At 54.0% G+C, this 24,420-nt stretch carries 20 protein-coding genes, 1 tRNA gene, 1 other RNA gene and 1 pseudogene; 10 read left to right on the top strand and 13 right to left on the bottom strand.

Translation table 11 applies throughout. The features are described from left to right. Nucleotides 1-191 precede the first annotated feature (191 nt). From bcsE to bcsG, 3 genes are read left to right on the top strand one after another with little or no spacing between them, the layout of a single operon-like run. A complete protein-coding gene (bcsE, locus tag J4685_RS13025) occupies nucleotides 192-1,763 on the top strand; it encodes a cellulose biosynthesis c-di-GMP-binding protein BcsE (RefSeq protein WP_001205772.1) in 1,572 nt (523 codons plus the stop codon). Next, nucleotides 1,760-1,951: a cellulose biosynthesis protein BcsF gene (gene bcsF / locus J4685_RS13030; protein ID WP_000988319.1), complete on the top strand. Its 192-nt coding sequence runs from the start codon at nucleotides 1,760-1,762 to the stop codon at nucleotides 1,949-1,951. Before bcsE ends, bcsF begins: the two co-directional genes overlap by 4 nt. Next, entirely contained in the window at nucleotides 1,948-3,627 is a 1,680-nt protein-coding gene (bcsG, locus tag J4685_RS13035; RefSeq protein WP_000192008.1) for a cellulose biosynthesis protein BcsG, read from the top strand. Before bcsF ends, bcsG begins: the two co-directional genes overlap by 4 nt. A gap of 81 nt (nucleotides 3,628-3,708) precedes the next feature. On the opposite strand, the gene J4685_RS13040 is transcribed toward bcsG, so the two are convergent. Next, nucleotides 3,709-3,816, bottom strand: a complete 108-nt coding sequence (locus J4685_RS13040) for a type I toxin-antitoxin system toxin Ldr family protein (RefSeq protein WP_016504975.1) — start codon at nucleotides 3,814-3,816, stop codon at nucleotides 3,709-3,711. A gap of 293 nt (nucleotides 3,817-4,109) precedes the next feature. Between J4685_RS13040 and J4685_RS13045 the strand changes: the two are divergent. Both J4685_RS13045 and J4685_RS13050 read left to right on the top strand, forming a co-directional pair. Further along, nucleotides 4,110-4,330 (top strand): annotated as a pseudogene (locus tag J4685_RS13045) (PLP-dependent transferase); the annotation flags it as partial. Between the two features lie 117 nt (nucleotides 4,331-4,447). Continuing rightward, nucleotides 4,448-5,746, top strand: a complete 1,299-nt coding sequence (locus tag J4685_RS13050; RefSeq protein ID WP_001150178.1) for an aromatic amino acid transport family protein — start codon at nucleotides 4,448-4,450, stop codon at nucleotides 5,744-5,746. 309 nt (nucleotides 5,747-6,055) lie between these two features. Here J4685_RS13050 and dppF read toward each other — a convergent pair whose 3' ends face one another. The 7 genes from dppF to J4685_RS13085 form a co-directional block, all read right to left on the bottom strand. Beyond that, nucleotides 6,056-7,069 carry a dipeptide ABC transporter ATP-binding subunit DppF gene (gene dppF / locus J4685_RS13055; protein WP_000103561.1) on the bottom strand — a complete coding sequence of 338 codons (1,014 nt, stop codon included), beginning with the start codon at nucleotides 7,067-7,069 and terminating at the stop codon, nucleotides 6,056-6,058. Beyond that, nucleotides 7,066-8,049 carry a dipeptide ABC transporter ATP-binding protein gene (gene dppD, locus J4685_RS13060; RefSeq protein ID WP_001196509.1) on the bottom strand — a complete coding sequence of 328 codons (984 nt, stop codon included), beginning with the start codon at nucleotides 8,047-8,049 and terminating at the stop codon, nucleotides 7,066-7,068. The genes dppF and dppD overlap by 4 nt, the downstream gene beginning before the upstream one ends. A gap of 10 nt (nucleotides 8,050-8,059) precedes the next feature. Continuing rightward, nucleotides 8,060-8,962, bottom strand: a complete 903-nt coding sequence (gene dppC / locus J4685_RS13065; RefSeq protein WP_000084690.1) for a dipeptide ABC transporter permease DppC — start codon at nucleotides 8,960-8,962, stop codon at nucleotides 8,060-8,062. A gap of 9 nt (nucleotides 8,963-8,971) precedes the next feature. Then, entirely contained in the window at nucleotides 8,972-9,991 is a 1,020-nt protein-coding gene (gene dppB / locus J4685_RS13070; protein ID WP_000938843.1) for a dipeptide ABC transporter permease DppB, read from the bottom strand. 156 nt (nucleotides 9,992-10,147) lie between these two features. Further along, nucleotides 10,148-11,755 carry a dipeptide ABC transporter periplasmic-binding protein DppA gene (gene dppA / locus J4685_RS13075; RefSeq protein ID WP_000028044.1) on the bottom strand — a complete coding sequence of 536 codons (1,608 nt, stop codon included), beginning with the start codon at nucleotides 11,753-11,755 and terminating at the stop codon, nucleotides 10,148-10,150. Between the two features lie 556 nt (nucleotides 11,756-12,311). Continuing rightward, complete coding sequence (locus tag J4685_RS13080) at nucleotides 12,312-13,637, bottom strand: uracil-xanthine permease family protein (protein ID WP_001136078.1); 1,326 nt, start codon at nucleotides 13,635-13,637, stop codon at nucleotides 12,312-12,314. A 57-nt stretch (nucleotides 13,638-13,694) separates the two neighbouring features. Further along, nucleotides 13,695-14,819, bottom strand: a complete 1,125-nt coding sequence (locus tag J4685_RS13085; protein ID WP_000940814.1) for an aryl-sulfate sulfotransferase — start codon at nucleotides 14,817-14,819, stop codon at nucleotides 13,695-13,697. Nucleotides 14,820-14,968: 149 nt separating this feature from the next. Between J4685_RS13085 and J4685_RS13090 the strand changes: the two genes are divergently transcribed. Further along, nucleotides 14,969-15,976 carry a substrate-binding domain-containing protein gene (locus tag J4685_RS13090; RefSeq protein WP_000290709.1) on the top strand — a complete coding sequence of 336 codons (1,008 nt, stop codon included), beginning with the start codon at nucleotides 14,969-14,971 and terminating at the stop codon, nucleotides 15,974-15,976. Here J4685_RS13090 and J4685_RS13095 read toward each other — a convergent pair. The 4 genes from J4685_RS13095 to J4685_RS13110 form a co-directional block, all read right to left on the bottom strand. Continuing rightward, a non-coding RNA gene (locus tag J4685_RS13095) (RtT sRNA) lies at nucleotides 15,967-16,100 on the bottom strand. The genes J4685_RS13090 and J4685_RS13095 overlap by 10 nt on opposite strands. A gap of 35 nt (nucleotides 16,101-16,135) precedes the next feature. Continuing rightward, nucleotides 16,136-16,212, bottom strand: a tRNA-Pro gene (locus tag J4685_RS13100). Nucleotides 16,213-16,302: 90 nt separating this feature from the next. Further along, nucleotides 16,303-17,994 carry a kdo(2)-lipid A phosphoethanolamine 7''-transferase gene (eptB, locus tag J4685_RS13105; RefSeq protein WP_001269251.1) on the bottom strand — a complete coding sequence of 564 codons (1,692 nt, stop codon included), beginning with the start codon at nucleotides 17,992-17,994 and terminating at the stop codon, nucleotides 16,303-16,305. 230 nt (nucleotides 17,995-18,224) lie between these two features. Next, nucleotides 18,225-18,929 (bottom strand): autotransporter outer membrane beta-barrel domain-containing protein, encoded by a 705-nt coding sequence (locus J4685_RS13110; RefSeq protein ID WP_000637065.1) that lies wholly within the window; start codon nucleotides 18,927-18,929, stop codon nucleotides 18,225-18,227. Between the two features lie 156 nt (nucleotides 18,930-19,085). On the opposite strand from J4685_RS13110, the gene tag reads away from it, so the two are divergent. Beyond that, nucleotides 19,086-19,667 (top strand): DNA-3-methyladenine glycosylase I, encoded by a 582-nt coding sequence (gene tag, locus J4685_RS13115; protein ID WP_001188410.1) that lies wholly within the window; start codon nucleotides 19,086-19,088, stop codon nucleotides 19,665-19,667. Further along, the gene (locus J4685_RS13120) at nucleotides 19,645-20,085 is read left to right on the top strand and encodes an N-acetyltransferase (RefSeq protein ID WP_000619902.1); all 441 of its coding nucleotides are present in this window, start codon (nucleotides 19,645-19,647) and stop codon (nucleotides 20,083-20,085) included. The genes tag and J4685_RS13120 overlap by 23 nt, the downstream gene beginning before the upstream one ends. Here the strand turns inward: J4685_RS13120 and J4685_RS13125 are convergent. Next, on the bottom strand, nucleotides 20,054-22,387 hold the full coding sequence (locus J4685_RS13125; RefSeq protein WP_000148460.1) for a molybdopterin guanine dinucleotide-containing S/N-oxide reductase: 2,334 nt from the start codon (nucleotides 22,385-22,387) through the stop codon (nucleotides 20,054-20,056). The two genes, J4685_RS13120 and J4685_RS13125, sit on opposite strands and share 32 nt — an antisense overlap. Before the next feature lie 152 nt (nucleotides 22,388-22,539). Between J4685_RS13125 and J4685_RS13130 the strand changes: the two genes are divergently transcribed. Continuing rightward, nucleotides 22,540-23,190 carry an OmpA family lipoprotein gene (locus tag J4685_RS13130; protein ID WP_000747550.1) on the top strand — a complete coding sequence of 217 codons (651 nt, stop codon included), beginning with the start codon at nucleotides 22,540-22,542 and terminating at the stop codon, nucleotides 23,188-23,190. A gap of 218 nt (nucleotides 23,191-23,408) precedes the next feature. Further along, nucleotides 23,409-24,383 carry a glyoxylate/hydroxypyruvate reductase GhrB gene (gene ghrB, locus J4685_RS13135; protein ID WP_000804679.1) on the top strand — a complete coding sequence of 325 codons (975 nt, stop codon included), beginning with the start codon at nucleotides 23,409-23,411 and terminating at the stop codon, nucleotides 24,381-24,383. Nucleotides 24,384-24,420 lie beyond the last annotated feature (37 nt).

Here is a 24,420-nt window from a genome sequence, read left to right on the forward strand (position 1 = left end):
AATACGGGAGAACGCGCATTTTTCATCTTTCCGTGACATCATTTATAATGTGTAAAAATGCAAAGCGCAGAGTTACAGGGCATCCTGCCGGAAAAATTGATTCACATGCTAAATCTGATGCGTTTTAATTTCAATGTTAGGTTTATTTCTGTGCTTTCGCTAGTAAACTGATAAACAGTTAAAATAGTGACATGAGGGACACTGTGGACCCCGTATTTTCTCTCGGCATCTCATCATTATGGGATGAACTGCGCCATATGCCAACCGGCGGCGTCTGGTGGGTTAACGCCGATCGCCAGCAAGATGCCATCAGCCTGGTGAATCAAACGATTGCGTCACAAACGGAGAATGCAAATGTCGCCGTCATCGGCATGGAAGGCGATCCTGGCAAAGTAATCAAATTAGATGAATCTCACGGTCCGGAGAAAATCCGCTTATTTACCATGCCGGATTCAGAAAAAGGGCTATACTCTTTGCCCCACGATTTGCTTTGTTCTGTTAACCCGACGCATTACTTTTTCATTCTTATTTGTGCAAATAACACGTGGCGGAATATAACGTCAGAAAGCCTGCATAAATGGCTGGAAAAAATGAATAAATGGACTCGTTTTCATCACTGTTCATTGTTGGTTATTAACCCTTGTAATAATAGTGATAAACAGTCCTCGTTGTTGATGGGCGAGTATCGCTCACTTTTCGGCCTCGCCAGTTTACGTTTTCAGGGCGACCAACATTTGTTCGATATTGCCTTCTGGTGTAACGAAAAAGGCGTCAGCGCCCGACAGCAGTTATTGCTATGTCAGCAGGACGAACGCTGGACGCTATCCCATCAGGAGGAGACGGCAATTCAGCCGCGTAGCGACGAAAAACGCATTCTTAGCCACGTCGCCGTCCTTGAAGGCGCGCCGCCGCTCTCGGAACACTGGACGCTTTTCGACAATAACGAAGCGCTATTCAACGACGCGCGCACGGCGCAGGCCGCGACAATTATTTTTTCGCTTACACAGAACAACCAAATCGAGCCGCTTGCTCGTCGCATTCATACTTTGCGACGCCAGCGGGGAAGCGCGCTGAAAATTGTCGTGCGCGAAAATATCGCCAGTTTGCGCGCCACCGATGAGCGCCTGCTGCTGGGCTGCGGCGCGAATATGATCATTCCCTGGAACGCCCCGCTTTCACGCTGTCTGACGCTTATTGAAAGCGTGCAGGGGCAGCAGTTCAGCCGTTACGTACCGGAAGACATCACCACGCTACTGTCGATGACGCAGCCGTTGAAACTGCGCGGTTTTCAGCCGTGGGATACCTTCTGCGATTCCATCCATACGATGATGAGCAACACCCTGCTCCCCGCCGACGGGAAAGGCGTTCTGGTCGCACTGCGCCCGGTGCCGGGCATTCGGGTTGAACAGGCGTTAACATTATGTCGGCCAAACCGAACCGGCGATATTATGACCATCGGCGGCAACCGTCTGGTGCTGTTTTTATCATTTTGCCGGGTCAACGATCTGGATACCGCGTTAAACCATATTTTCCCTTTGCCGACGGGCGATATTTTCTCTAATCGTATGGTCTGGTTCGAAGATAAACAAATCAGCGCCGAGCTGGTGCAGATGCGCTTATTGTCGCCGGAACTGTGGGGAACGCCGCTACCGCTGGCAAAACGCGCCGACCCGGTAATAAATGCCGAACACGATGGCCGCATCTGGCGTCGTATTCCTGAACCCCTGCGATTGCTCGACGACACCGCGGAGCGTGCATCATGATGACCATCAGCGATATCGTGCAAATTATTCTTTTTTGCGCGCTGATTTTCTTTCTGCTGGGGTATCTGGCACGCCATTCGCTACGCCGTATCAGTGATACGACCCGGCTGCTATTTGCCAAACCTCGTTATGTAAAACCAGCCGGAACTCTGCGCCGCGCTACGAAAGTCAAGGCAGACAAAAAATGACTCAGCATACTCAAACTCCATCAATGCCTTCTCCGCTCTGGCAATACTGGCGCGGTCTTTCCGGCTGGAACTTCTATTTTCTGGTCAAGTTTGGCCTGCTGTGGGCAGGCTATCTGAATTTTCATCCTTTACTGAATCTGGTATTCATGGCGTTTCTGCTCATGCCAATACCAAAGTATCTCCTTCACCGGTTGCGCCACTGGATTGCCATTCCCGTCGGCTTCGCGCTGTTCTGGCATGATACCTGGCTGCCCGGCCCGCAAAGCATTATGAGCCAGGGGACGCAGGTGGCGGAATTCAGCTCCGGTTATCTGCTCGATCTGATCGCCCGTTTTATTAACTGGCAAATGATCGGCGCCATCTTCGTACTGCTGGTTGCCTGGCTATTTTTATCACAGTGGATTCGGGTCACGGTGTTTGTGGTCGCCATCATGGTCTGGCTGAATGTACTGACATTAACCGGCCCGGTTTTTACGCTGTGGCCGGCAGGCCAGCCAACCGATACGGTGACGACAACTGGCGGTAACGCGGCCGCTACCGTCGCGACAGCGGGCGATAAGCCGGTCATCGGCGATATGCCTGCACAAACCGCGCCGCCGACGACCGCGAATCTGAACGCCTGGTTGAACACCTTCTATGCCGCGGAAGAAAAGCGGAAAACGACGTTCCCGGCGCAACTTCCGCCTGATGCGCAGCCGTTCGACTTATTGGTCATCAATATTTGTTCGCTCTCCTGGTCGGATGTCGAAGCGGCAGGCCTGATGTCACATCCGCTATGGTCGCACTTTGACATTTTGTTTAAACACTTTAATTCCGGTACGTCTTACAGCGGCCCGGCGGCCATTCGTCTGCTGCGCGCCAGCTGTGGTCAACCTTCGCATACCCGACTTTATCAACCAGCCAATAACGAATGTTATCTGTTTGATAATCTGGCGAAACTGGGCTTTACTCAGCATCTGATGATGGATCATAACGGTGAATTTGGCGGCTTCCTGAAAGAAGTTCGCGAAAACGGCGGTATGCAGAGCGAACTGATGAACCAGTCCGGCCTGCCAACCGCCCTTCTGTCATTCGACGGCTCGCCGGTATATGACGATCTGGCGGTCCTGAACCGCTGGTTGACAGGGGAAGAACGTGAAGCCAATTCCCGCTCCGCGACTTTCTTTAACCTGCTGCCGCTGCACGATGGCAACCACTTCCCCGGCGTCAGCAAAACGGTGGATTATAAAATCCGCGCGCAGAAACTGTTCGATGAACTGGACGCCTTCTTTACCGAACTGGAGAAATCCGGGCGTAAGGTGATGGTGGTGGTCGTACCGGAGCACGGCGGCGCGCTGAAGGGCGACAGAATGCAGATCTCAGGCCTGCGCGATATTCCCAGCCCCTCCATCACTAACGTCCCGGCGGGCGTGAAATTTTTTGGCATGAAAGCCCCGCATGAGGGCGCGCCGATTGATATTAACCAGCCGAGCAGCTACCTGGCGATTTCCGAACTGGTCGTACGCGCCGTGGACGGTAAGCTCTTTACCGAAGACAGTGTGAACTGGAACAAGCTGACCAGCAATCTGCCGCAAACCGCGCCGGTTTCAGAAAACGCTAATGCGGTGGTGATTCAGTACCAGGGTAAGCCCTACGTTCGTCTGAATGGCGGCGACTGGGTGCCTTACCCGCAGTAAACCGAAAAAGGCCGCAAGGTTTCCCCTGCGGCCTGGTTCGGGCGCATGTTGCCATTACGGCGGACAGACGCTCAAAACGCGTTACTTCCTGTCATGTAGCCAGTTGACGATCACACTGGCGATAATGCCAGCAATGATCGGCGCTGCCAGATCGTGCCAGAAGGCCACGCCCAACTGCGTAAGCGTCATATAGCCGCCTTGTTGCAATGGCAACCGTTCGCGGCTATCCTTGATGTGTTGAGGTTCAAGTTAGCCCCCGTCAGGTTGCCAGGTTTATACCAGTCAACGTGCGGGGGTTTTCTCTATCCAGCAACCTATGCCGCCGGGGATCAAACCCCCGCAACATTGCGCCTCACCGGGTAAACCCGGCTTGCTGCTGATATTACGGCAAAATCCCCGTCCCGGCACGGCGCTAACGTGCAATCTGCGTGACGCTTCGCAGACGATTACTTTTAACATTCAGCATTTCTGAGGCTGGCAGTCAGCCGCTCAATTCTGTAAATTATGCCTCCTCGCGGCCAGTCCCGGTGATACCGAAACCCTCGTTCAGCATCCTGCGTCTATGACATATTCGCCTGTTGCGCCAGAGGAATGGCTAAAAGCAGGTATTACCGACGAACTTATCCGTCTTTCAGCGGGACCTGAAGATCCCGACGATATTATTCATGACCTTGAACGCGCCAGCAGAAAAGCAGCATTCTGACGATTGCTCGGCGAACCGCTGTCACCGGTTTGCCGCATCGGATATCAAGGCACTATAGCCTGGTTATAGGCAGCATTCTTTATGAGAGAGCTGCGTATATTTTGGGCAGGGGGCTCTATGCAGGACGACACATTACCATTAAATAACAGTAACGCTACGACCACACCGCTTTCAACGAGATTACCGTTTACAAAATATGATTTTGGCTGGGTGCTCTTGTGTATCGGTATGGCGATCGGCGCCGGTACCGTCTTAATGCCAGTGCAAATCGGTCTCAAGGGGATCTGGGTATTTATTACCGCTTTTATCATCGCCTATCCCGCTACCTATATTGTGCAGGATATTTATCTAAAAACGTTATCTGAAAGCGAAACCTGTGACGATTATACGGATATTATCAGTCACTATCTTGGCAAAAACTGGGGCGTTTTTCTCGGTGTAATCTATTTTCTTATGATTATCCACGGGGTGTTTATTTACTCCCTGTCGGTGGTGTTTGATAGCGCCTCCTATATCAAAACCTTCGGCCTTACTGAGGCCGATCTTTCGCAGTCTATTATCTATAAAGTCGCGATTTTCGCCGTGTTGGTGGTGATTGCCTCCGGCGGGGAAAAGTTATTATTTAAAATTTCCGGCCCGATGGTGGTGGTAAAAGTCGGGATCATCCTGATATTCGGTTTTGCGATGATCCCACACTGGAATCTTGATAATATTTCCGCCTTTCCCGCCGCATCGGTTTTCTTTCGCGACGTACTGCTCACTATCCCATTTTGCTTCTTTTCTGCGGTCTTCATTCAGGTGCTAAACCCAATGAATATCGCTTATCGTAAGCGCGAACCTGACCGTGTGCTGGCCACCCGGATGGCGATTCGCACGCATCGCATTAGCTATATTACGCTGATTGCCATTATTCTCTTTTTCTCGTTCTCGTTTACCTTTTCGATTAGCCATGAAGAGGCGGTATCAGCGTTCGAGCAGAATATTTCCGCTCTTGCACTGGCAGCTCAGGTAATCCCTGGCCATATCATCCACATTACCTCTACCATTCTCAATATTTTTGCCGTACTTACCGCGTTCTTTGGTATTTATTTAGGTTTTCATGAAGCGCTTAAAGGTATTGTACTGAATGTGTTGAGTCGCATTATGGATGTCAAAAACATCAACCCACTGTTACTGACATCTGGAATCTGTGTCTTTATCGTGGTTACTCTGGTTATTTGGGTTTCGTTTCGCGTCTCAGTATTGGTCTTTTTCCAGTTAGGCAGTCCGCTTTATGGCATTGTCGCGTGTATTATTCCCTTTTTCCTGATTTATAAAGTAGCGCAACTGGAAAAATTACGCGGCCTGAAAACCTGGCTTATTCTGTTATATGGAATATTGTTGTGCCTGTCGCCGTTATTAAAATTGATTGAATAAGAGCCTATCCCACCAGGCGTTATTGGCGCAGCCAGTTTGGACACGGACAGCGCGCAAAAACCGGAGCGTACACGTAGTACGTGAGGTTTGACTCGCTACGCTCGCCCTTCGGGCCGCCGCTAGCGGCGTTCAAAACGCTAACGCGTTTTGGCGAGCGCTGCCCAGGACCAAAATGGCAAGTAAAATAGCCCTAATGGGATAGGCTCTAAGTCGTACCGGAGAGCCATGCCCGGTGGCGCTACGCTTACCAGGCCTACAGGTACGGTGTAGGCTTGATAAGGCGCAGCCGCCATCCGGCATAAAACGCAATTAACTCAACGGTTTCTGCGGGTTTTCATCCTGATCGACGGCAAAGCAGGCCACCAACTGGCCGTCGTACTCTTTAAGCTGCGGCTGTAACTGCGTGCAGGGTCCGAAGCGACGGCGGCAGCGGGCGTTGAAGGCGCAGCCCGGCGGCGGGTTCAGCGGACTCGGCAACTCGCCGGTCAGCTTAATCCGCTCACGGCGATCGTCCGGATTCAGCCGCGGCGTGGCGGAGAGCAACGCCTGGGTATAGGGATGACGTGGATTGTTAAAAATCTGCTCTTTGGTCCCTTTCTCCACGCAGCGGCCTAAGTACATGACCATCACTTCATCGGCGATGTGTTCCACCACCGACAGGTCGTGCGAGATAAAGACATAAGACAGCCCCATATCCTGTTGCAAATCCATCATCAGGTTCAGCACCTGGGCGCGCACCGACACGTCGAGCGCGGAGACCGGTTCGTCGGCAATCACTACGTCCGGATCAAGCATCAGACCACGGGCGATAGCGATACGCTGACGCTGGCCGCCGGAGAACATATGCGGATAGCGGTCGTAGTGCTCGGTTTTCAGCCCCACCTTCGCCATCATCGCCAGCGCTTTTTCACGACGCTGCGCTTTACTCAGGCTGGTATTGATCAGCAACGGCTCTTCCAGAATTTGCCCCACTTTCTTGCGTGGGTTCAGGGAACCGTAGGGGTTCTGAAACACAATCTGAATTTTCTGCCGCCGCAGTTTCTGCGCGTGCGGATCGTGTTTGAGCAGATCCTGCCCCTGGTAATAAAGCTCGCCGCCGGTTGGCGTTTCAATCATCGTCAGCAGGCGACCCAGTGTGGATTTTCCACAACCGGACTCCCCCACTACGGCCAGCGTTTTACCGCGTTCGAGATTAAACGACACGCCGTCCAGCGCTTTTACCAGCCGTTCCGGAGAAAAGATCCCCTTCTTCACCGGATAGTGTTTTTTCAGGTCGATAGCCCGCAACAGCGGCTGTTGCAAGGTGGCCTCATGCGTACTCATAGTGTGGGCCTCCCGGCATCATCGAGTGGGTAATGACATTTTGACTGACGTCCATCGTCCAGTTGGTTGAGAGCAGGTTCTTCCGCACGACATCTGTCCGTGGCGTAGGGGCAGCGCGGGTTAAGCAGACAACCCGTCGGTCGGTCATATTTCCCCGGCACCACACCCGGCAGCGACGCCAGACGCGCTTTGTCCTGAGCAAACTCTGGTAACGCGCGTAGCAGTGCCTGGGTGTAGGGATGACGCGGCGCGCGGAAAATATCCTGCGCAGCGCCGGTTTCGACGACCTGCCCGGCGTACATGACGATAATTTTGTGCGCCGCTTCCGCCACCAGCGCCAGGTCATGGGTAATCAGCACCAGCGCCATGTTCTCTTTTTGCTGCAACTCCAGCAGCAGCTCAATAATTTGCGCCTGAATGGTCACATCCAGCGCCGTGGTCGGCTCATCAGCAATTAACAGCTTTGGTCGACAGGCTATGGCCATCGCAATCATCACGCGCTGACTCATGCCGCCAGAAAGCTGGTGCGGATAGACATCCAGACGAGAAGCCGGATCGGGAATACCCACCTGGTTCAACAGGTCAATCGCTCGCTGACGACGAGTTTTCTTGTTCCCGCCCTGATGTACCTTGATGGCTTCCATAATCTGAAAGCCAACGGTATAGCAAGGATTGAGGCTGGTCATCGGGTCCTGGAAAATCATCGCCACTTCAGCGCCCACCAGGTTGCGACGTTCCTTCTCGGAAATGCGCTTCAGATCCTGTCCGTTAAAGAGCAGGTTTTCCGCCATCACGCGGCCTGGGTAATCGATAAGCCCCATAATCGCCAGCGAGCTGACGGATTTGCCGGAACCAGACTCGCCGACAATACCGACCACCTCACCCTGCTTCACGCTGTAGCTAATGCGGTCGACGGCTTTGAACGGTGTCCCTTCGTCGCCGAAGTGCACCGATAATTGATCTACATTTAATAACGCCATCTCGAACCTCTTACTGCTTCAGTTTGGGATCGAGCGCGTCACGCAGACCGTCACCCATCAGGTTAAATGCCAGTACCGTCAGCAGAATCGCCAGCCCCGGGAAGGTCACGACCCACCAGGCGCTTTGCGCGAACTGCAACACGTCAGAGAGCATGGTGCCCCATTCCGGCGTTGGCGGCTGCGCGCCCATGCCAAGAAAGCCGAGGGCGGCCATATCGAGAATGGCGTTAGAGAAACCGAGCGATGCCTGAACGATCAGCGGCGCAAGGCAGTTCGGGAAAATATTGACGAACATCTGACGCATCGCGCCTGCGCCCGCCACGCGGGAGGCAGTCACATAATCGCGGTTCACCTCTACCAGAACCGCCGCGCGGGTTAAGCGGACATAGTGCGGCAGCGCCACAAACGTCAACGCCAGCGCAGCGTTGCCGATGGAGGGGCCGAAGATCGCCACCAGCACCAGCGCCAGCAGCAGGCTCGGCAGGGCCAGCATAATATCGACCACGCGCATGATGATGTTATCGACCAGACCGCCGAAGTAGCCCGCGACCAGGCCGAGAATAATCCCCATTACCAGCGACAGGACGACCACCAGACAGCCGACCAGCAGCGACAAACGCGCGCCATACATCAGGCGCGAGAGGACATCGCGACCAACATCATCCGTTCCCAGAATATGCGCCCAACTGCCGCCTTCCTGCCAGACCGGCGGCGCCAGCAGCGCATCGCGGAACTGCTCTGCCGGGTTGTACGGCGCAATAAAGTTGGCAAACACCGCAATCAGGATCACGATGAGAACATACGCCAGCCCGACGACCGCGCCTTTATTGCGTTTGAAATAGTGCCAGAACTCCCGCAATGGCGTCATGGGCGCCGGTGCGGCATTAACATTATTTTCAGTAACCTGTGACATGATGGCCCCTTACTTCTTATGCCGAATACGCGGGTTCACCACGCCGTACAGCAGGTCTACCAGCAGGTTGACGAGAATAATCATCGTCGCTACCAGTAACACGCCGCCCTGCACTACCGGATAATCGCGGCGTTGCAGCGCATCGATCAGCCAGCGCCCCAGACCGGGCCACGAGAAGATAGTTTCTGTCAGAATCGCGCCCGCCAACAGCGTACCCACCTGCAGGCCGATCACGGTGACGACTGGCAGCATGGCGTTACGCAGAGCATGGACGATAATGACGCGCATCCTGGTCAACCCTTTGGCGCGTGCGGTACGGATATAATCCTCCCCCAGCACTTCCAGCATCGACGAACGGGTCATACGCACAATGACGGCCAGCGGGATTGTGCCGAGCACCATCGCAGGCAGGATCATATGCGCCAGCGCATCAATAAAGTTACCCTCTTCGCCCCAGATAGCGGTGTCGATCAGCATAAAGCCAGTCAACGGATTGGTATCATCAAGGAACACCATATCGCTCACGCGCCCGGAAACCGGCGTCAGGTTCCAGTGGACGGAGACCAGCATGATCAGCATCATGCCCCACCAGAAAATAGGCATAGAGTAACCGGTCAGCGCCAGGCCAACGGCAGTGTGATCGAAGATAGAACCGCGCTTCACTGCGGCCAGCACGCCCACCGGAATCCCCACGGCGACGGCAAAAATCATGGCGCAGACGCCAAGTTCCAGCGTCGCTTTAAAGCGAGGCACAAACTCGTCCCATACAGGGATTCGGCTTTTCAGCGAGATGCCTAAATCGCCATGCATCACCCCCCAGATATAATGGAGGTACTGCTGCCACATCGGTTTATCAAGACCGAGTTCAGCCAGCAGTTGAGCATGACGCTCAGGGGAAATACCTCGCTCACCCGCCATGATCATCACCGGATCGCCGGGGATCATGTGGACAAAGGCAAAGGTGAGAAGGGTAATACCGATAAACGTGGGGATGACGAGTCCCAAACGTCGGAGAATGAACTGCAACATAACCCGAATTCTCTCTCATGACCCACGGCCTGGAACCGTGAGTCTGTATTGCTCACAAATCTTATCCCACGCAAACTGCATCGCGGATAAAGCATTACGCCGGATGGCGCTGCGCTTATCCGGCCTACACAACACCGGGGCGCAGCGCTCTTTTAATTATTCGACAGAGACGTTTTCGAAGTGATGTTTGCCTAATGGATCAACCACATAGCCTTTAACTTCTTTACGCACTGGCTCATAAACCGTGGAGTGAGCGATGATCAGCGCTGGCGCCTGGTCATGCATCACAACCTGGGCCTGTTTATAGAGCTCAATACGCTTGTTGTGGTCATCGGTCGCACGCGCAGGCTGAATCAGGTCTTCAAACGGCTTGTAGCACCATTTTGAATAGTTGGAGCCTTGCTGGGCGGCATCGCAGCTGAACAGCGTGGCGAAGAAGTTATCCGGATCGCCATTATCGCCGGTCCAGCCCATCATCACCGTCTGGTGCTCGCCATCTTTAGCGCGCTTGAGGTATTCGCCCCATTCATAGGTGACAATTTTGGCCTGAACGCCAATCTTCGCCCAGTCCGCCTGGATCATTTCCGCCATACGACGCGCATTCGGGTTATAGGGACGCTGTACCGGCATCGCCCATAGATCGATGGTGAAGCCTTTTTCCAGACCGGCTTCTTTCAGCAGCGCCTTCGCTTTTTCCGGATCGTAGCCGTAGTCTTTAATATCGTCGTTGTAGCCCCACATCGTCGGCGGGATCAGGTTTTTCGCCGCAACGCCTGCGCCCTGATAAACGGCTTTGATGATGGCCTCTTTATTCACGGCATAGGTCAACGCCTGGCGAACTTTGACGTCATCCAGCGGTTTTTTCTGCACGTTATAGGAGAGATAACCCACGTTCAGACCGGCCTGCTCCATCAGGTTGATGTTTTTATCTTCTTTCATGCGCGCAATATCCGCCGGGTTCGGATACGGCATCACCTGACATTCGTTCTTCTGCAGTTTGGCGTAACGCACAGAGGCGTCAGGCGTAATGGAGAAAACCAGGCGGTCAATTTTCGGCTTCGTGCCCCAGTAGCCGTCAAAGGCTTTGTAGAGAATGCGGGAATCTTTCTGATATTGCACCAGTTGGAATGGGCCAGTGCCGACCGGATTCAGATCCACTTTTTCCGGCGTACCGGCTTTCAGCATGTTGTCAGCATATTCTTTGGAAAGAATAGAGGCGAAGTCCATGGCTAAATCGGCAAGGAACGGCGCTTCCGGACGCGTCAGCACAAACTGCACCGTGTGATCGTCTACCTTCTTCACTTCGCTAATCAGATCCGGCAGCCCCATGCCTTCAAAGTATTCATAGCTGTCGCCAGACACTTTATGGTACGGGTTCTGCTCGTTTTTCTGCCGGTCAAAAGAGAACACGACATCATCGGCGTTCAGCTCGCGCGTGGGTTTGAAATCCTTGCTGGATTGCCATTTCACCCCTTTACGTAGGTGGAACGTATAGGTTTTACCGTCTTCGCTGATATCCCACTTCTCAGCAAGACCCGGGATCACTTCCGTGGTGCCGGTTTTGAATTCAACCAGACGGTTATAGATAGGTACGGAGCTGGCATCATAGGTGGTGCCAGACGTAAAGAGCTGTGGGTTAAAGCCTTCCGGCGAGCCTTCTGAACAATAAACCAGGGTTTTGGCCTGCACGCTTGCTGCAACGGTCATGGCCACCAGGCTCAAACCAAGCTTCAGCATCCCTGACTTCTTCAAGGAAATACTCATTCTTCTGCTCCAATTGTGATGTATGTTGTTTTGCCCTTTGCAAAGGCTTTTACCGCCCGGCCTTTTTTGTTTTTTACCTGGTCAGGTCAGTAGTGAGAGGTGGGGATTCCGTTCGCATAATCGACTGAGTTGCAGTGCGGATTCTCCATAAAATGCCCCTCATTCCCTACAATCTGTCAATAGAATGTCAAAACGTCAATACAGGTAACCAGCTTTTACAACAACGGTGAGAATTAACAAACAAAGATTAAAAAAAGTTCAGAAGGGTATTTTCAGCAGGGAAATTTGTGCTACAGGCAGAAAGGCAGAGTTATTCACTTAATATTTTGCAACAGTTAGTGATTAACAATTAGCCATTAATTGAAAAAATTTCTTTCGATATGTTGATTATCTGAGCGATTAATACCACTAACGCTAAAACGCACAGGCGAAAATGCTGAGGTTATCCATAAGCCGTGTGCAAAGAAGAGTGATCCGGACATTGAAAAACACCATCGAATATGTCACAAAATTGTAAATAAGTAGGCCGTCGTGCGGCCTACCGCGATCACAAAAACTAACTTTTGGCCCTGGCCTGCGTGCGCTTTTCGCTCCAGTTAAACAACGAGTTCACCAGAATCGCCGTCAACGTCCCCGCTGCCATGCCGTTGCCAAAGACCATCTGTACGCCCGCCGGGAAATTCTGATACAGGCCGGGTACCAGTATAGGTAGCATTCCCATGGCCAGCCCCATCGCCAGCGCGTAGGTTTTACCCGGCGTATGCAGTGGCTCACGCGCAATCATATCAATGCCGATAACCCCGATAATGCTGAAGACAATCACCGCCGTACCGCACACCACCGAACCTGGCAGACAGGTCGCCAGACGTACCAGCGGCGCGAATATGGCAATCAGGATTAACAATCCTCCGGCAGCCGCAGTCACGAAACGCGATTTCACGTTAGTGGTGCGTACCACCCCAATATTTTCGCCGGAGGTGATAATTAAGGAGGTGCCAAAAATCCCCCCCAGCAGCGACATTACCGCATCACCACGAATGGTACGTGGAATCGCCTGTTGCACATTTTGCGTGGAATTGACTATTTCCGCGGTCGCAATCGTTTGCCCGGTTGCTTCAGCCATAGAGATGACCGCGTAAATCAGTAAAGGCAGCGAGGCGGAGAGATCAAAAATCGGCCAGCCGAACGGCAAAAGCTGTGGGAAACTAAACAGCGGCCCGTGACTAACACCGCTAAAATCGGTGCTGCCCAGCGCCATTCCCAGCAGCGTCCCCGCTAAAAGGCCGAACATCACCGCCAGCTGGCGCAAAATACCGCTAAACGCCAGCGCGAAAATCAGCGTTATCAGGATAGTCCCCAGCGATAAAATGATACTGGTTGGATGAGCGAAGTCGGCGCTCCCTGGCTGGCCAATGATCAACCCGCCGTACAGGCGAATAAGGTTAATCGACACCATTAGCAGCATGATGCCAATGATAAAGGGGGGAAAATGGTGCAGGCAGCGGCGGAAAATCGGCAACGCGATAAAGTAGAACAGCGAGGTCAGAATTACGGCGCCAATCGCGGTCTGGATATTGGTCTGTAAAGCGATCGCAACGAAAATCGCAATCGGCGCGCCCCCCGGTACCATAATAAACGGCAAACGCGCGCCCACCCCTTTCACACCCAGGCTTTGCAGAATAGCGCCCAGACCGCACATCAGAAAGGTCGCGCTAAGTACCGAGGCGGTCACCGTATCGGTAAAGTGGAGCGCTTTGGCGATCAGAAAGACGGAGGTAATGGGGGTGGCGGCAACGACCAGCACATGCTGAAGCGCCAAAAGTAAGGTGGTTTGCCAGGGTAATGCATCGTTATCCGGCGTAGTAAGGCCAGGCTGCGGCATGATTAACTCCCATAAAACATCAAAAAAATAACCGCCAGCGCGGGCTGGCGGTCTGCATTATTTCAACCAACTAATGGCATCAGCGGCATAGCGATGCGCACGGAAGGCGCTGTTCTGTTTTCCAGGAATAATGCCTTTACTGAGGTGCTCCGGATATTCATTAAAGAACGGAATGATATATTCCCATACCGTTTCGCCTTCCGGGGTAACTTCAAACAGGCGGCCAAACGCCGATTCACAGATAAAGGTGTTGCCGTTCGCCAGCCGCTGCGCGCTCCCCATATACGGCGAGAAAAACGCCGGCGGGAAGATATCGCGATACTGCCAGGTAATCGCTTTGGTCTGCGGATCGAACTCCAGCACCGTGGAATGCGGCGAGGTGACGCCGGGACGCAGGTTGCCGTTATCGAAAACCAGAATCGACCCGTTCTCCATCTCAACCGGCGTGTGCTGCTGCGCTACCACTTCCGGCCCTGCATGCCAGATAACCTTCCCGCTCTCTTTATCCACGGCAATGACGCCGGAAGTGGTACGCAGGCTCATCAGTACCAGGCCATTACGGGTGACGGACAGGCCGTTAATCATCGGCCAGTGGCGGCGGTCGAAAATATCATGAATCGGGAAATCTTCCGGATTCAAATGCTCCCAGGCACGCCATTCCCAGACCACTTCACCGTCGCGATTGACCTCTTTGACGACGTCGCTCTGAATCACGCCGTCCGGCGCATCGCGGCGCGGGTCGCCGCCGGTAACACGGGCGGCGATATCGGCAGGTAACGGCGACGCGGCGGTATACAGCAGATTACCGTTCGCCAACCATTGCGCATCATGGTGATGGAAGATGTCTTCATAGTGCCAGACGATTTCGTTATCCGGCGTCACTTCGTAGAAGTCGCCGCCGTGCCAGAGATCCCACGCCGGATAGAGGTTCGCTGAAGTGCGGTGGCTGCCGTTATAACCCAGATTACCGTTCGGCAGCAGCACCGCATCACGCCCGGCGCGAACCGGAAGCTGCCACTGATGCGCGACTTCGCCCTGCTCGTCCACCAGGTAAACCCGCCCTTCGGCGGTTTGCGGCGCAAAAAGCGTATAGCCGCCAAAGCTCTTCGCCTTATCAGCGTAGATAAGGCCCGCCGGACGGCGTCCAAGGGTAAAAGTCGAGTCCTGAGTTAAGTGTGCCACATCGCCTCCTGAGGAATAAATTTGCGCCAAAATACCCCATTAAAACGTTTTAATGAAGAGTTTTTTACGATCCTCACTGAAAAAAAGCAAACGTTACCGTCTGGTAAATATGCTACCCTGTGCGCAAATTTTCGCAGGTCAGGAAGCAGATGGCTGTTCAAAATAAAAAACGCGCAAAGTTGATTGATGTTGCCCGCCATGCAGGCGTCTCGCCAGGGACGGTATCCAATGCATTGCACAACACCCGCTTTGTCGAGCCGCAGACGCGACGGCGTATTGAAGAGGCCATTGTTGCGCTCAACTACACGCCGAATATTCGCGCTCGCCAGTTACGAACCGGCAAAACCAATACCATTGCTTTGCTCTCTTCGGTGCCGCTGGCGATTGCCTCCGGCGCATCACGACTGGGATTTATGATGGAGGTGGCGTTAACGTCCGCGATGATGGCGCTGGAAAAACAGCATGCGCTGATTCTGGTGCCGCCGGGGGCAAATCCACTGGATGCCGTCAGCTTTGACGCGGCGATCCTGATTGAACCGGCGGAGAACGACCCGCAGCTCCAGGCGCTGGCGCAAGCGGGCATTCCCTGCGTCACCATTGGCCGCACGCCGGGGACCGACACGCCTGTGCCGTGGGTTGAGCTGCACTCGGCGGCAACAGCACAGCTTCTGCTAACGCATCTGGAGGCCTCCGGTGCCAGCAAATGTGCGTTATTTGTCGGTAACACACGGCGAACATCAGTTCTGGAGAGCGAAGCGGCTTACCAGCGCTGGTGCGCAGGGCGCCAGGACCCCGTCGTCTACTCTCTCAATGAAAGCGAGGGTGAAAATGCCGGCTACCAGGCCGCGCAGCAGCTATTACAGGCGCATCCCGACGTTGACGGCGTGCTGGTGCTGATCGACACCTTTGCCAGCGGCGCGGTACGCGCTTTTCAGGAACAGGCAGTCGCTATCCCGGATCAGATGCGCGTGGTCACCCGCTATGATGGCACCCGCGCGCGCGAATCGCTGCCGCCGCTGACGGCAGTGAATATGCATCTTGATGAGGTGGCGCAACAGGCAATCACACTATTATTTGATTTGCTGGCGGGCAAGAAGGTCAGTCACAGCGACGGGATCATGCCTGAACTGGTGGTGCGAGCGTCAACCTGCCGGTGATAGAGGATGACTCGCCACTGCGTGGCTCGCCCTGCGGGCCGTTGCTGACGCAACGTTCTCTCGCTTCGCTCGGGTCGAACCTCTTGCCCCCGGAGGTTCTCATCCTCGTCAGACTTCAGATACAAAGAAACCCTGCTCATTGAGCAGGGTTTCTGAATTTGGTCGGTGATAGAGGATTCGAACCTCCGACCCCTTCGTCCCGAACGAAGTGCGCTACCAGGCTGCGCCAATCACCGAATGCGGGCGCATCTTACTGCTCAGGCGCACGCCCGTCAATCCCTTAGTCGCAAAATACAATTCAATCGGCGAGAAAGTCGGCAGACAACCTACTTCGCGGCGACTTTCTGCGCATCGGGAATATGGCACCAGTTGTTGTTCTGGTTAATGCCGCCATTCGGCGATGTATATCCCAGGCAGCCCATTATCGTATCGTACAGTTCCACATGACGACGCGGCACTTTGATCTCCGCCTGCTGTTTCAGGTGAGCGAACATCTGCGCATGTTGCGGACTGGCAAGATATTTATCCGACATCCATACCAGCATCGGAACACGGAATTGCTCCGGCGGCGCCATATTGCGCGGCGTACCGTGCAAATGTTCGCGTTCGTTAATCGACTCGCCGTGGTCAGCCGCGTAGAACACAATCGCTTTTTTATCACGTAGCTGATCGAACACACTGGTAATAAAGTGATCAACATAGGTCACGGAGTTATCGTAAGAGTTGATCATCTGCGCTTTCGTGCAGCCGCTATCGACCCCAATACATTCGGGCTTCCATTGAGCGTAGCTGCGCGGATAACGCTGCGTATAGTTAAAATGCGATCCCTTGGTATGCAGGATAATCAGATGCTTACCCTCCGGATTCTGGGCAAGCGAGTTCTGCATCTCATCAATCAACAGCATGTCATCCACCGTTTTACCGCGGTTACGCGGCTCGGCGCCAATCTGCTCGCGGTAAGAGATATTATCCGCCATGGTATTGCTATAGAACCACATCTCGCTCTGCATGGCGTACAGATCGGAACTGAATCCGAGCTGTTTGAGTACGGCAAAAACATTCTGCTCTTTTAAGGTACGCTGCGGGTTATTATCCGCCCCACCTTCCCGTACAAACATACAGCGTAAAGAAAGCTTCGTCGCGGTATCGCAGGAATAGCCGCGGAATGCCGCCAGATTTTTTTCCTGCGCCAGCTTCGGCGTGGTATTACGCTCGTAGCCGAAAATCCCCATGTGATCCCAACGGGTCGTCTCACCGATAATGAAAACGACGTAGGTGTCATCCCCATCTTTCGGCGCAACATAGGTAAATTTCCTGGCCGGGTTTATTAACGAATTATTGTCTGACGACTCATCTACCTGCGCCCAGGCATACAGCCCTAACGCAGATAACCAGTTTGAGGGCAGGTAGGAGTTCGCCACCACGCCGCCATAGCTGGGTAAGTCGATGCCTGTCGCCCGTTCAAACTTTTTCTGCTGTACATCCAGCAGGCGGATAGGCGCCCACACCATTACACCTGCGAGTATCACTACAGCGGCGCTGCGAAAACGCTGCCCCGGCGTACGTAGCTGGCGCAACAACGTGTAGCGACAGTGGTTACTCCAGATAAAGATGAGCGGAAGCACGCTCACGGCAATCAACCACAATACAAAGTGCAGCCCCACCACCTCTTTCGAGAGATCGATATCGGTGGTCATAACAGACGCAATAATGCCGTAGCCAATCACCACGTTCAGGAAGGTCATGTAATAACTGGCGCCAGCGGAAAACAGCACCACCAGCGTGGCCAACACACGCCAGACGCGTCGGCCAAACAGTGAAAGAAGACGAAGTAAGAAGAAAGTGACCAGCACCGTGGCGCCCAGTTCGACAACTGCGGAGAGGCCTTTCCAAATGGTAAATTCTTGTGCATAACTGCCGAAACGGCGGTAAAACACGGCGCAATTCATAAACAGACCGATATAGAGCGCAAGCAAGAAACTAAGTTTCTGCTGCGTCATCGATTTAATGTATCTCATGCAAACAAACCCTGGGAATCGGGATAAAAACGACCTGTACAACGATTCTTTAATCAAACAGGTAAATATGCGGCTAACGCAGATGTGAGAAAGTCTACCAGCGCGGCTAAGTAGACCACAGGAAGCGCAAAAAGTGTCTATAGAGAATGTGATTGACCTATATATTTTTGTAAATATATAGATAGGGTATTAGCTGAACTTCTAATAAGTCCAGGCGACGGTTTATCCCGTTAAAACCTGGCGCTCACCCCCAGGGTATACAAATAATCGCTATCCGTAGCGCTGTTTTCCGCCTGAGAAAACGCCGCATACGCCGCCAGGTGCGGGTTAAGTAACACGTCCGCGCCTACGGTGACATCCAGCCAGTTTCCCACCTGATTTCCTGCGGCCATACGACTCAACCCGGACTGCGCTTTCCAGATATTCTCCCCAAACTGTTGGTTATAGCTGATTTGCGCCCAGGGACGGACATCGCCGAACTGCGAGTTTACCCGCCAGCCTAACGTACTGACGCTGGCGTGCCATAACGGATCGGTAAGCGCTAATGTCGTCGCGCTATCGCCATATTCGTTATACATTGATGACGTCGAACCGTCGTAATGCAGCGCCGCGACTGGCCCAGTGGTCACGCGTCGGGAAAGCGGAAAATTCCAGCCCATACTGATACCGCTGGTCGCATCAAGCGGGGTTTCATCCGCCAGGCTAAGCACCGGCCCCACTGTATTTTGCGTAGACTGAATACGTTCGGCCAGTATGTCGTTGTAATTCGGTTGGTGATCGCTGTCCCAGGTATAGCGTTCCGTCGTATGTCCCGGAGCCGCTTCAGCGATATATTCTTGTTGCCAGGCATACGTGGTATTGATAAAAAACGAGCAGGCCATAAGGCACGCCAGACAACGCAATGTCCGGCGACCACGGCGTTTTCTTACAATCATCAACGCGACTCCAGAGTAGAGCCGAATTCGGCGATATTATTGTCATTGAATGAAGGATGTCGGGCATCAGCCCTGTATTAACTATTGTCCTTTTAGCGGGCCCGTCAAGGCGGGTTGAAGGAAATTTTCGCGGTAACCACAATAACGAGGAAGTCTATGCAGCGTTGCGACTGGGTCAGCCAGGACCCCCTTTATATTGCCTATCATGATAACGAGTGGGGCGTACCGGAAACTGACAGCAGAAAGCTGTTTGAAATGATCTGTCTTGAAGGCCAACAGGCCGGTTTATCCTGGATCACCGTGCTTAAAAAGAGGGAGAACTACCGCGCCTGTTTTCATCAGTTTGACCCGGTACGCATCGCAGCTATGCAGGAGGAGGATGTCGAACACCTGCTGCAGAACCCGGGCATCATACGACATCGCGGTAAAATTCAGGCCATTATCAGTAACGCCCGCGCCTGGCTTGCGATGGAGCAAAACGGCGAGTCTTTCGCCGATTTTGTCTGGTCATTCGTTGATGGCCAGCCGCAGATCACCCAGGCGGCCAGCCTGGATAAGATCCCCACCTCAACACCTGCGTCCGATGCGCTTGCTAAGGCATTGAAAAAACGCGGTTTCAAGTTTGTCGGTACGACTATCTGTTACTCCTTTATGCAGGCGTGCGGACTGGTCAACGACCATATTACCGGCTGTTTTTGCCATCCGGGAGAAAAACATGATTCGCAAATCCCAGAGTGAAGACATGGCGTCTATTCTGGCGCTGTGGATGAAAAGTACCATTTATGCCCATCCCTTTATCGAAGAACGTTACTGGCACGAGAGCGAAGCAATTGTACGCGACGTCTATTTACCCGCCGCGCAAACCTGGGTATGGGAGGAAAATGGGCAACTGAAAGGCTTCGTCAGTGTACTGGAAGCCCGTTTTGTCGGGGCGCTGTTTGTCGCCCCCGACGCGTTAAGACACGGCATTGGCAAAGCGCTTCTGGAATATGTCCAGCAACGTTTTCCTCTGCTGAGCCTTGAGGTTTACCAGAAAAATCAATCCGCCGTAAACTTCTACCATGCGCTTGGTTTTCGTATTGAAGATAGCGCCTGGCAGGAGGATACCGCCCACCCCACCTGGATTATGAGTTGGCAGGCGGATCAAACGCCGTAAGCGGTAGCGCCGGGCCGGTATATTTCTCAAACCAGACCAGCGCGGTGTTGCCCGCACAACCGTTCCCCAGCCGGGAACTGGGAAGATCTTTTGTCAGGACGTTTACCGCGCCGTTTTTGCATATGCCGCCTGCGGTAGGTTCAGGGTCCGGCCATGCGCCTTCGTGAATACAGATAACGCCAGGCCGAATTCCGTCGGTAACGACCGCGCCCGCCAGAACCTGCCCGCGATGATTCCAGACGCGTACCGTATCGCCATCGACGATTCCACGCGTTGTCGCATCCTGCGGATGAATCGTCACCGGTTCGCGTCCGGCTACCGCATACCGCTCCCGTAATGAACTGTAGTTGAGCTGGCTATGCAGACGATGCGCCGGATGCGCGGAAAGTAGCTGAACCTGTCCCGCATCGGCGTTCCCGTGCCACTCATCCGGCACCAGCCACATCGGATGACCGGGACAATCCGCGTAACCATAGCTGGCAATGCGCGCAGAATAGATTTCGATTTTGCCGCTGGCCGTTTTTAGCGGATGGTTATCAGGATCGCGGCGAAAATCCGCAAAGCGCACAAACTGCGCGTTGGCGGGATTCTCCGGCATTTCCAGTAAACGGTTAGCCTGCCAGAATGCGGCAAACGGCGGCAGCGTCACCCCCTGGCTGGCGCCACGCTGGGCGGCAATATTGTAGAAAGTCTCCAGCCACGCCAGCTCGCTTTTTCCTTCGGTGAACCGAGCGTAACCGCCGACTTCCCACCGTTCGCTCAGTTCAGCAAAAACGTCAAAATCATTCCGCGCCTCCCACCGGGGCGACACGACCTGCTTCATCGGCGCCAAATGCTGATTGCTATAGTCGCCGGTCATGGTTAAATCGTTGCGCTCATAGCTGGTGGTCGCAGGCAGAACAATATCCGCGTGTTTCGCGGCGGCCGTCCAGAAACATTCCGAGATAACGACCAGTTCCGGTTTTTGCCACGCGCGAATCAGACGGTTGGTATCCTGATGATGGGTAAAGTTCGCGCCGCCCGCCCACCAGATAAAACGAATATCCGGGAAGCGGCGATCCATCCCATTGTGTTGGTAAAACCCACCGGGGTTTTCCAGCGCCTCGACAATACGCGCCACCGGTATTTTATCTACCGCATCGACCCCGCCAGGGATGCTTCCCTGCATCGAGGCTAACACGGCGGCGCGGCGCGTCGGGTTTCCGCCGTTAGCAAAATGATAAGAAAAACCAAACCCGCCGCCAGGCGTACCAATTTGCCCCAGCATTGCGGCCAGCGTAACGATCATCCAGTGCTTTTGCTCGCCGAACTGCTGACGCTGCATTCCCCAACCAGCCATCAACATGGTGGTGTTATGATGAAATATTTCCGCCAGTTCGCGGATTTTCACCGCAGAAACGCCGCAAATTTCTGCCGCCCATTCCGCTGTTTTGGCCGTACCGTCGGTCGTGCCCAAAAGATAGTCGGCGAAGCGGTCATAACCCGTCGTGCAGCGGGCAAGGAACGCTTCATCCTGCCAACCGTTTTCCACCAGCGTATGGGCGATTCCCAACATTAACGCCACATCGGTGCCCATATGTGGGGCGATCCACTCCATCTTATCGCCAAAAAAGTCGACGCTTTCCGATCGCATCGGATCGATGCAGATCAGGCGCTTGCCGCTTTGTCGCAACGCCGCAAAATAGTCGAGCCCCTGTTCATCCGAGGCGTTCCAGGCAATTTTCAGAGTATTCAGCGGGTTCGCGCTCCAGAGCACCACCACCTCGCTGTGTTCCAGCACCACCGGCCAGCTAGTCTGCTGCTGGTAAACCTCGTTGCCACCCACCACATAAGGCATGATAGCCTGCGCCGCGCCGGTGGAATAATCGCCAAGATGGCCGGTATACCCTCCCGCCAGCGCCATGTAACGCTGCAATAGCGTAGCCGCTTTATGCAATACGCCGTTCGAACGCCAACCGTAGGAGCCGGCGAAGATGGACGATGGCCCATAACTTTCGCGAATACGTTTGTGCTGAGCGTGGATCAGATCCAGCGCGTCATCCCAACTTACGCGAACAAACTCATCCTGCCCGCGTATGCCTTGCGGCTTATCGGGAGAAGCCAGGAACCCTTTACGCACCATCGGGAAACGAACCCGCGTTTTGCTGTGTACCTGGTCATGCACAACGGTTTGCAGGGAGTTCTGGTGTGCCGTCGGGAGTTCGCCATACGAGGCAAAAATGCGTTCTCCGTCGGTTTCAACGCGGACTGGCCCCCAGTGTGCGGCGGTCAATACCGAATGACGCGATGGTGCGTGGGTCAAGGTTCGCTCCTGAATTATTGGGATTATTTATTTTGCCGATCAATGTTACTTACAAATTTCAGAGTTTTCCCTGGAATTTTCTTCATGTGCAGACGTCATAATCAACCGCCACGGTCGCTGTGGTAAAAATAAAAAAGTGATAAGGATTTAAGATGAAAAAACGTGTATTTGTGATTGCTGCCATCGTGAGCGGCGCCCTGGCAGTATCTGGCTGCACAACAAACCCTTACACCGGCGAACGCGAAGCAGGTAAATCCGGCATTGGCGCGGGTATTGGATCGCTGGTCGGCGCAGGCATCGGCGCGCTCTCCTCCTCCAAAAAAGATCGCGGTAAAGGCGCGCTGATTGGCGCGGCGCTGGGCGGCGGCGTGGGTTACTACATGGACGTACAGGAAGCGAAACTGCGTGACAAAATGCGGGGCACAGGCGTTAGCGTGACGCGAAGCGGCGATAATATCATTCTGAATATGCCGAATAATGTCACCTTCGACAGCAGCAGCGCGACGCTGAAACCGGCAGGCGCTAACACGCTGACCGGCGTGGCGATGGTGCTAAAAGAGTATCCCAAGACCGCCGTCAATGTGGTGGGCTACACCGACAGTACCGGTAGCCACGATCTGAATATGCGTCTGTCGCAGCAGCGTGCTGACTCCGTCGCCAGTTCGCTGATCACCCAGGGCGTCGACGCCAGCCGTATCCGTACCAGCGGAATGGGTCCGGCGAACCCGATCGCCAGCAACAGTACGGCAGAAGGTAAGGCGCAAAACCGCCGCGTCGAAATTACCTTGAGTCCATTGCAGTAAACTACCGTACCGGGTAAGGCGGTATGCTTTACCCGGCCTGCATTATTCCCTCGCCAGACCGGATACACGTCGCATTATTCAGTATTCATTCACTATTTACCACGACACGGCTGCCGACAGCGGGGAAATCGGCTGGTCGATTATTGCTAAACGGGTTAATAATAAGCCTGTTCCGGTTGGCGCATGCCGCGCTTACCTTTTGATTTACGGAGAGTCGCATGAAGCCGTCCATCATTCTCTACAAAACCCTGCCTGATGATTTGCTGCATCGCCTGGAGGCGCATTTTACCGTCACCCAGGTACCGAACCTGCATCCGGAAACGGTAGCGCGACACGCGCAGGCATTTGCCAGCGCGCAAGGCCTTCTGGGCGCCAGCGAAACCGTTAACCGCGCGCTGCTGGAAAAAATGCCGGCGCTACGCGCGGCGTCAACCATCTCGGTGGGATACGATAATGTCGAGGTGGACGCCCTTACTGCCCGCAAAATAGTCCTGATGCACACGCCTGCCGTTTTGACGGAAACCGTTGCCGATACGGTGATGGCATTGATGCTGGCCACTGCCCGCCGCGTGGTGGACGTCGCAGAACGGGTTAAGGCGGGTGAATGGACAGAAAGCATTGGCCCGGCGTGGTTTGGCGTCGATGTCCATCACAAAACGCTCGGTATCGTTGGGATGGGGCGTATCGGGATGGCGCTGGCGCAGCGAGCGCACTTTGGGTTTACCATGCCGGTTCTCTATCACGCCCGTCGGCGGCATCAGGAGGCGGAAGACCGGTTTAACGCCCGCTACTGCGATCTGGATACGTTATTGCAGGAGGCTGATTTTGTCTGCGTGATCCTGCCGCTAACGACAGAAACGCGACATCTGTTTGGCACAACACAGTTTGCCAGAATGAAATCGTCCGCCATTTTTATTAATGCCGGACGCGGCCCGGTGGTCGATGAAAACGCGCTGATTGCCGCGCTGCAAAACGGTGAAATATATGCAGCAGGTCTGGATGTCTTTGAGCATGAACCGCTATCTGTGGATTCCCCCCTGCTGAACATGTCTAATGTCGTCGCGGTGCCGCATATTGGCTCGGCAACGCATGAGACGCGCTACAACATGATGGCCTGTGCGGTGGATAATTTGATTGATGCGCTGCAGGGAAAAATAGAGAAGAACTGCGTCAATCCGCAAGCGGCGGGATAACGCTACAGGCCCGATAAGCGCTGGCTTGCGCTTATCG

The organism is Salmonella sp. 32100201201700099SM, from assembly GCF_017572645.1.
GTDB classification, from domain to species: Bacteria; Pseudomonadota; Gammaproteobacteria; order Enterobacterales; family Enterobacteriaceae; genus Salmonella; species Salmonella enterica.

What these genes read in the sequence shown, in the direction of transcription:
- J4685_RS13040 (WP_016504975.1), bottom strand. Translation starts at nt 3,816, where the DNA reads ATGACGCTTACGCAGTTGGGCGTGGCCTTCTGGCACGATCTGGCAGCG.
- dppA (WP_000028044.1), bottom strand. Translation starts at nt 11,755, where the DNA reads ATGAGTATTTCCTTGAAGAAGTCAGGGATGCTGAAGCTTGGTTTGAGC.
- dppB (WP_000938843.1), bottom strand. Translation starts at nt 9,991, where the DNA reads ATGTTGCAGTTCATTCTCCGACGTTTGGGACTCGTCATCCCCACGTTT.
- bcsG (WP_000192008.1), top strand. Translation starts at nt 1,948, where the DNA reads ATGACTCAGCATACTCAAACTCCATCAATGCCTTCTCCGCTCTGGCAA.
- J4685_RS13050 (WP_001150178.1), top strand. Translation starts at nt 4,448, where the DNA reads ATGCAGGACGACACATTACCATTAAATAACAGTAACGCTACGACCACA.
- ghrB (WP_000804679.1), top strand. Translation starts at nt 23,409, where the DNA reads ATGAAGCCGTCCATCATTCTCTACAAAACCCTGCCTGATGATTTGCTG.
- J4685_RS13130 (WP_000747550.1), top strand. Translation starts at nt 22,540, where the DNA reads ATGAAAAAACGTGTATTTGTGATTGCTGCCATCGTGAGCGGCGCCCTG.
- eptB (WP_001269251.1), bottom strand. Translation starts at nt 17,994, where the DNA reads ATGAGATACATTAAATCGATGACGCAGCAGAAACTTAGTTTCTTGCTT.
- J4685_RS13110 (WP_000637065.1), bottom strand. Translation starts at nt 18,929, where the DNA reads ATGATTGTAAGAAAACGCCGTGGTCGCCGGACATTGCGTTGTCTGGCG.
- dppF (WP_000103561.1), bottom strand. Translation starts at nt 7,069, where the DNA reads ATGAGTACGCATGAGGCCACCTTGCAACAGCCGCTGTTGCGGGCTATC.
- J4685_RS13120 (WP_000619902.1), top strand. Translation starts at nt 19,645, where the DNA reads ATGATTCGCAAATCCCAGAGTGAAGACATGGCGTCTATTCTGGCGCTG.
- dppD (WP_001196509.1), bottom strand. Translation starts at nt 8,049, where the DNA reads ATGGCGTTATTAAATGTAGATCAATTATCGGTGCACTTCGGCGACGAA.
- dppC (WP_000084690.1), bottom strand. Translation starts at nt 8,962, where the DNA reads ATGTCACAGGTTACTGAAAATAATGTTAATGCCGCACCGGCGCCCATG.
- J4685_RS13090 (WP_000290709.1), top strand. Translation starts at nt 14,969, where the DNA reads ATGGCTGTTCAAAATAAAAAACGCGCAAAGTTGATTGATGTTGCCCGC.
- bcsF (WP_000988319.1), top strand. Translation starts at nt 1,760, where the DNA reads ATGATGACCATCAGCGATATCGTGCAAATTATTCTTTTTTGCGCGCTG.
- tag (WP_001188410.1), top strand. Translation starts at nt 19,086, where the DNA reads ATGCAGCGTTGCGACTGGGTCAGCCAGGACCCCCTTTATATTGCCTAT.
- J4685_RS13080 (WP_001136078.1), bottom strand. Translation starts at nt 13,637, where the DNA reads ATGCCGCAGCCTGGCCTTACTACGCCGGATAACGATGCATTACCCTGG.
- bcsE (WP_001205772.1), top strand. Translation starts at nt 192, where the DNA reads ATGAGGGACACTGTGGACCCCGTATTTTCTCTCGGCATCTCATCATTA.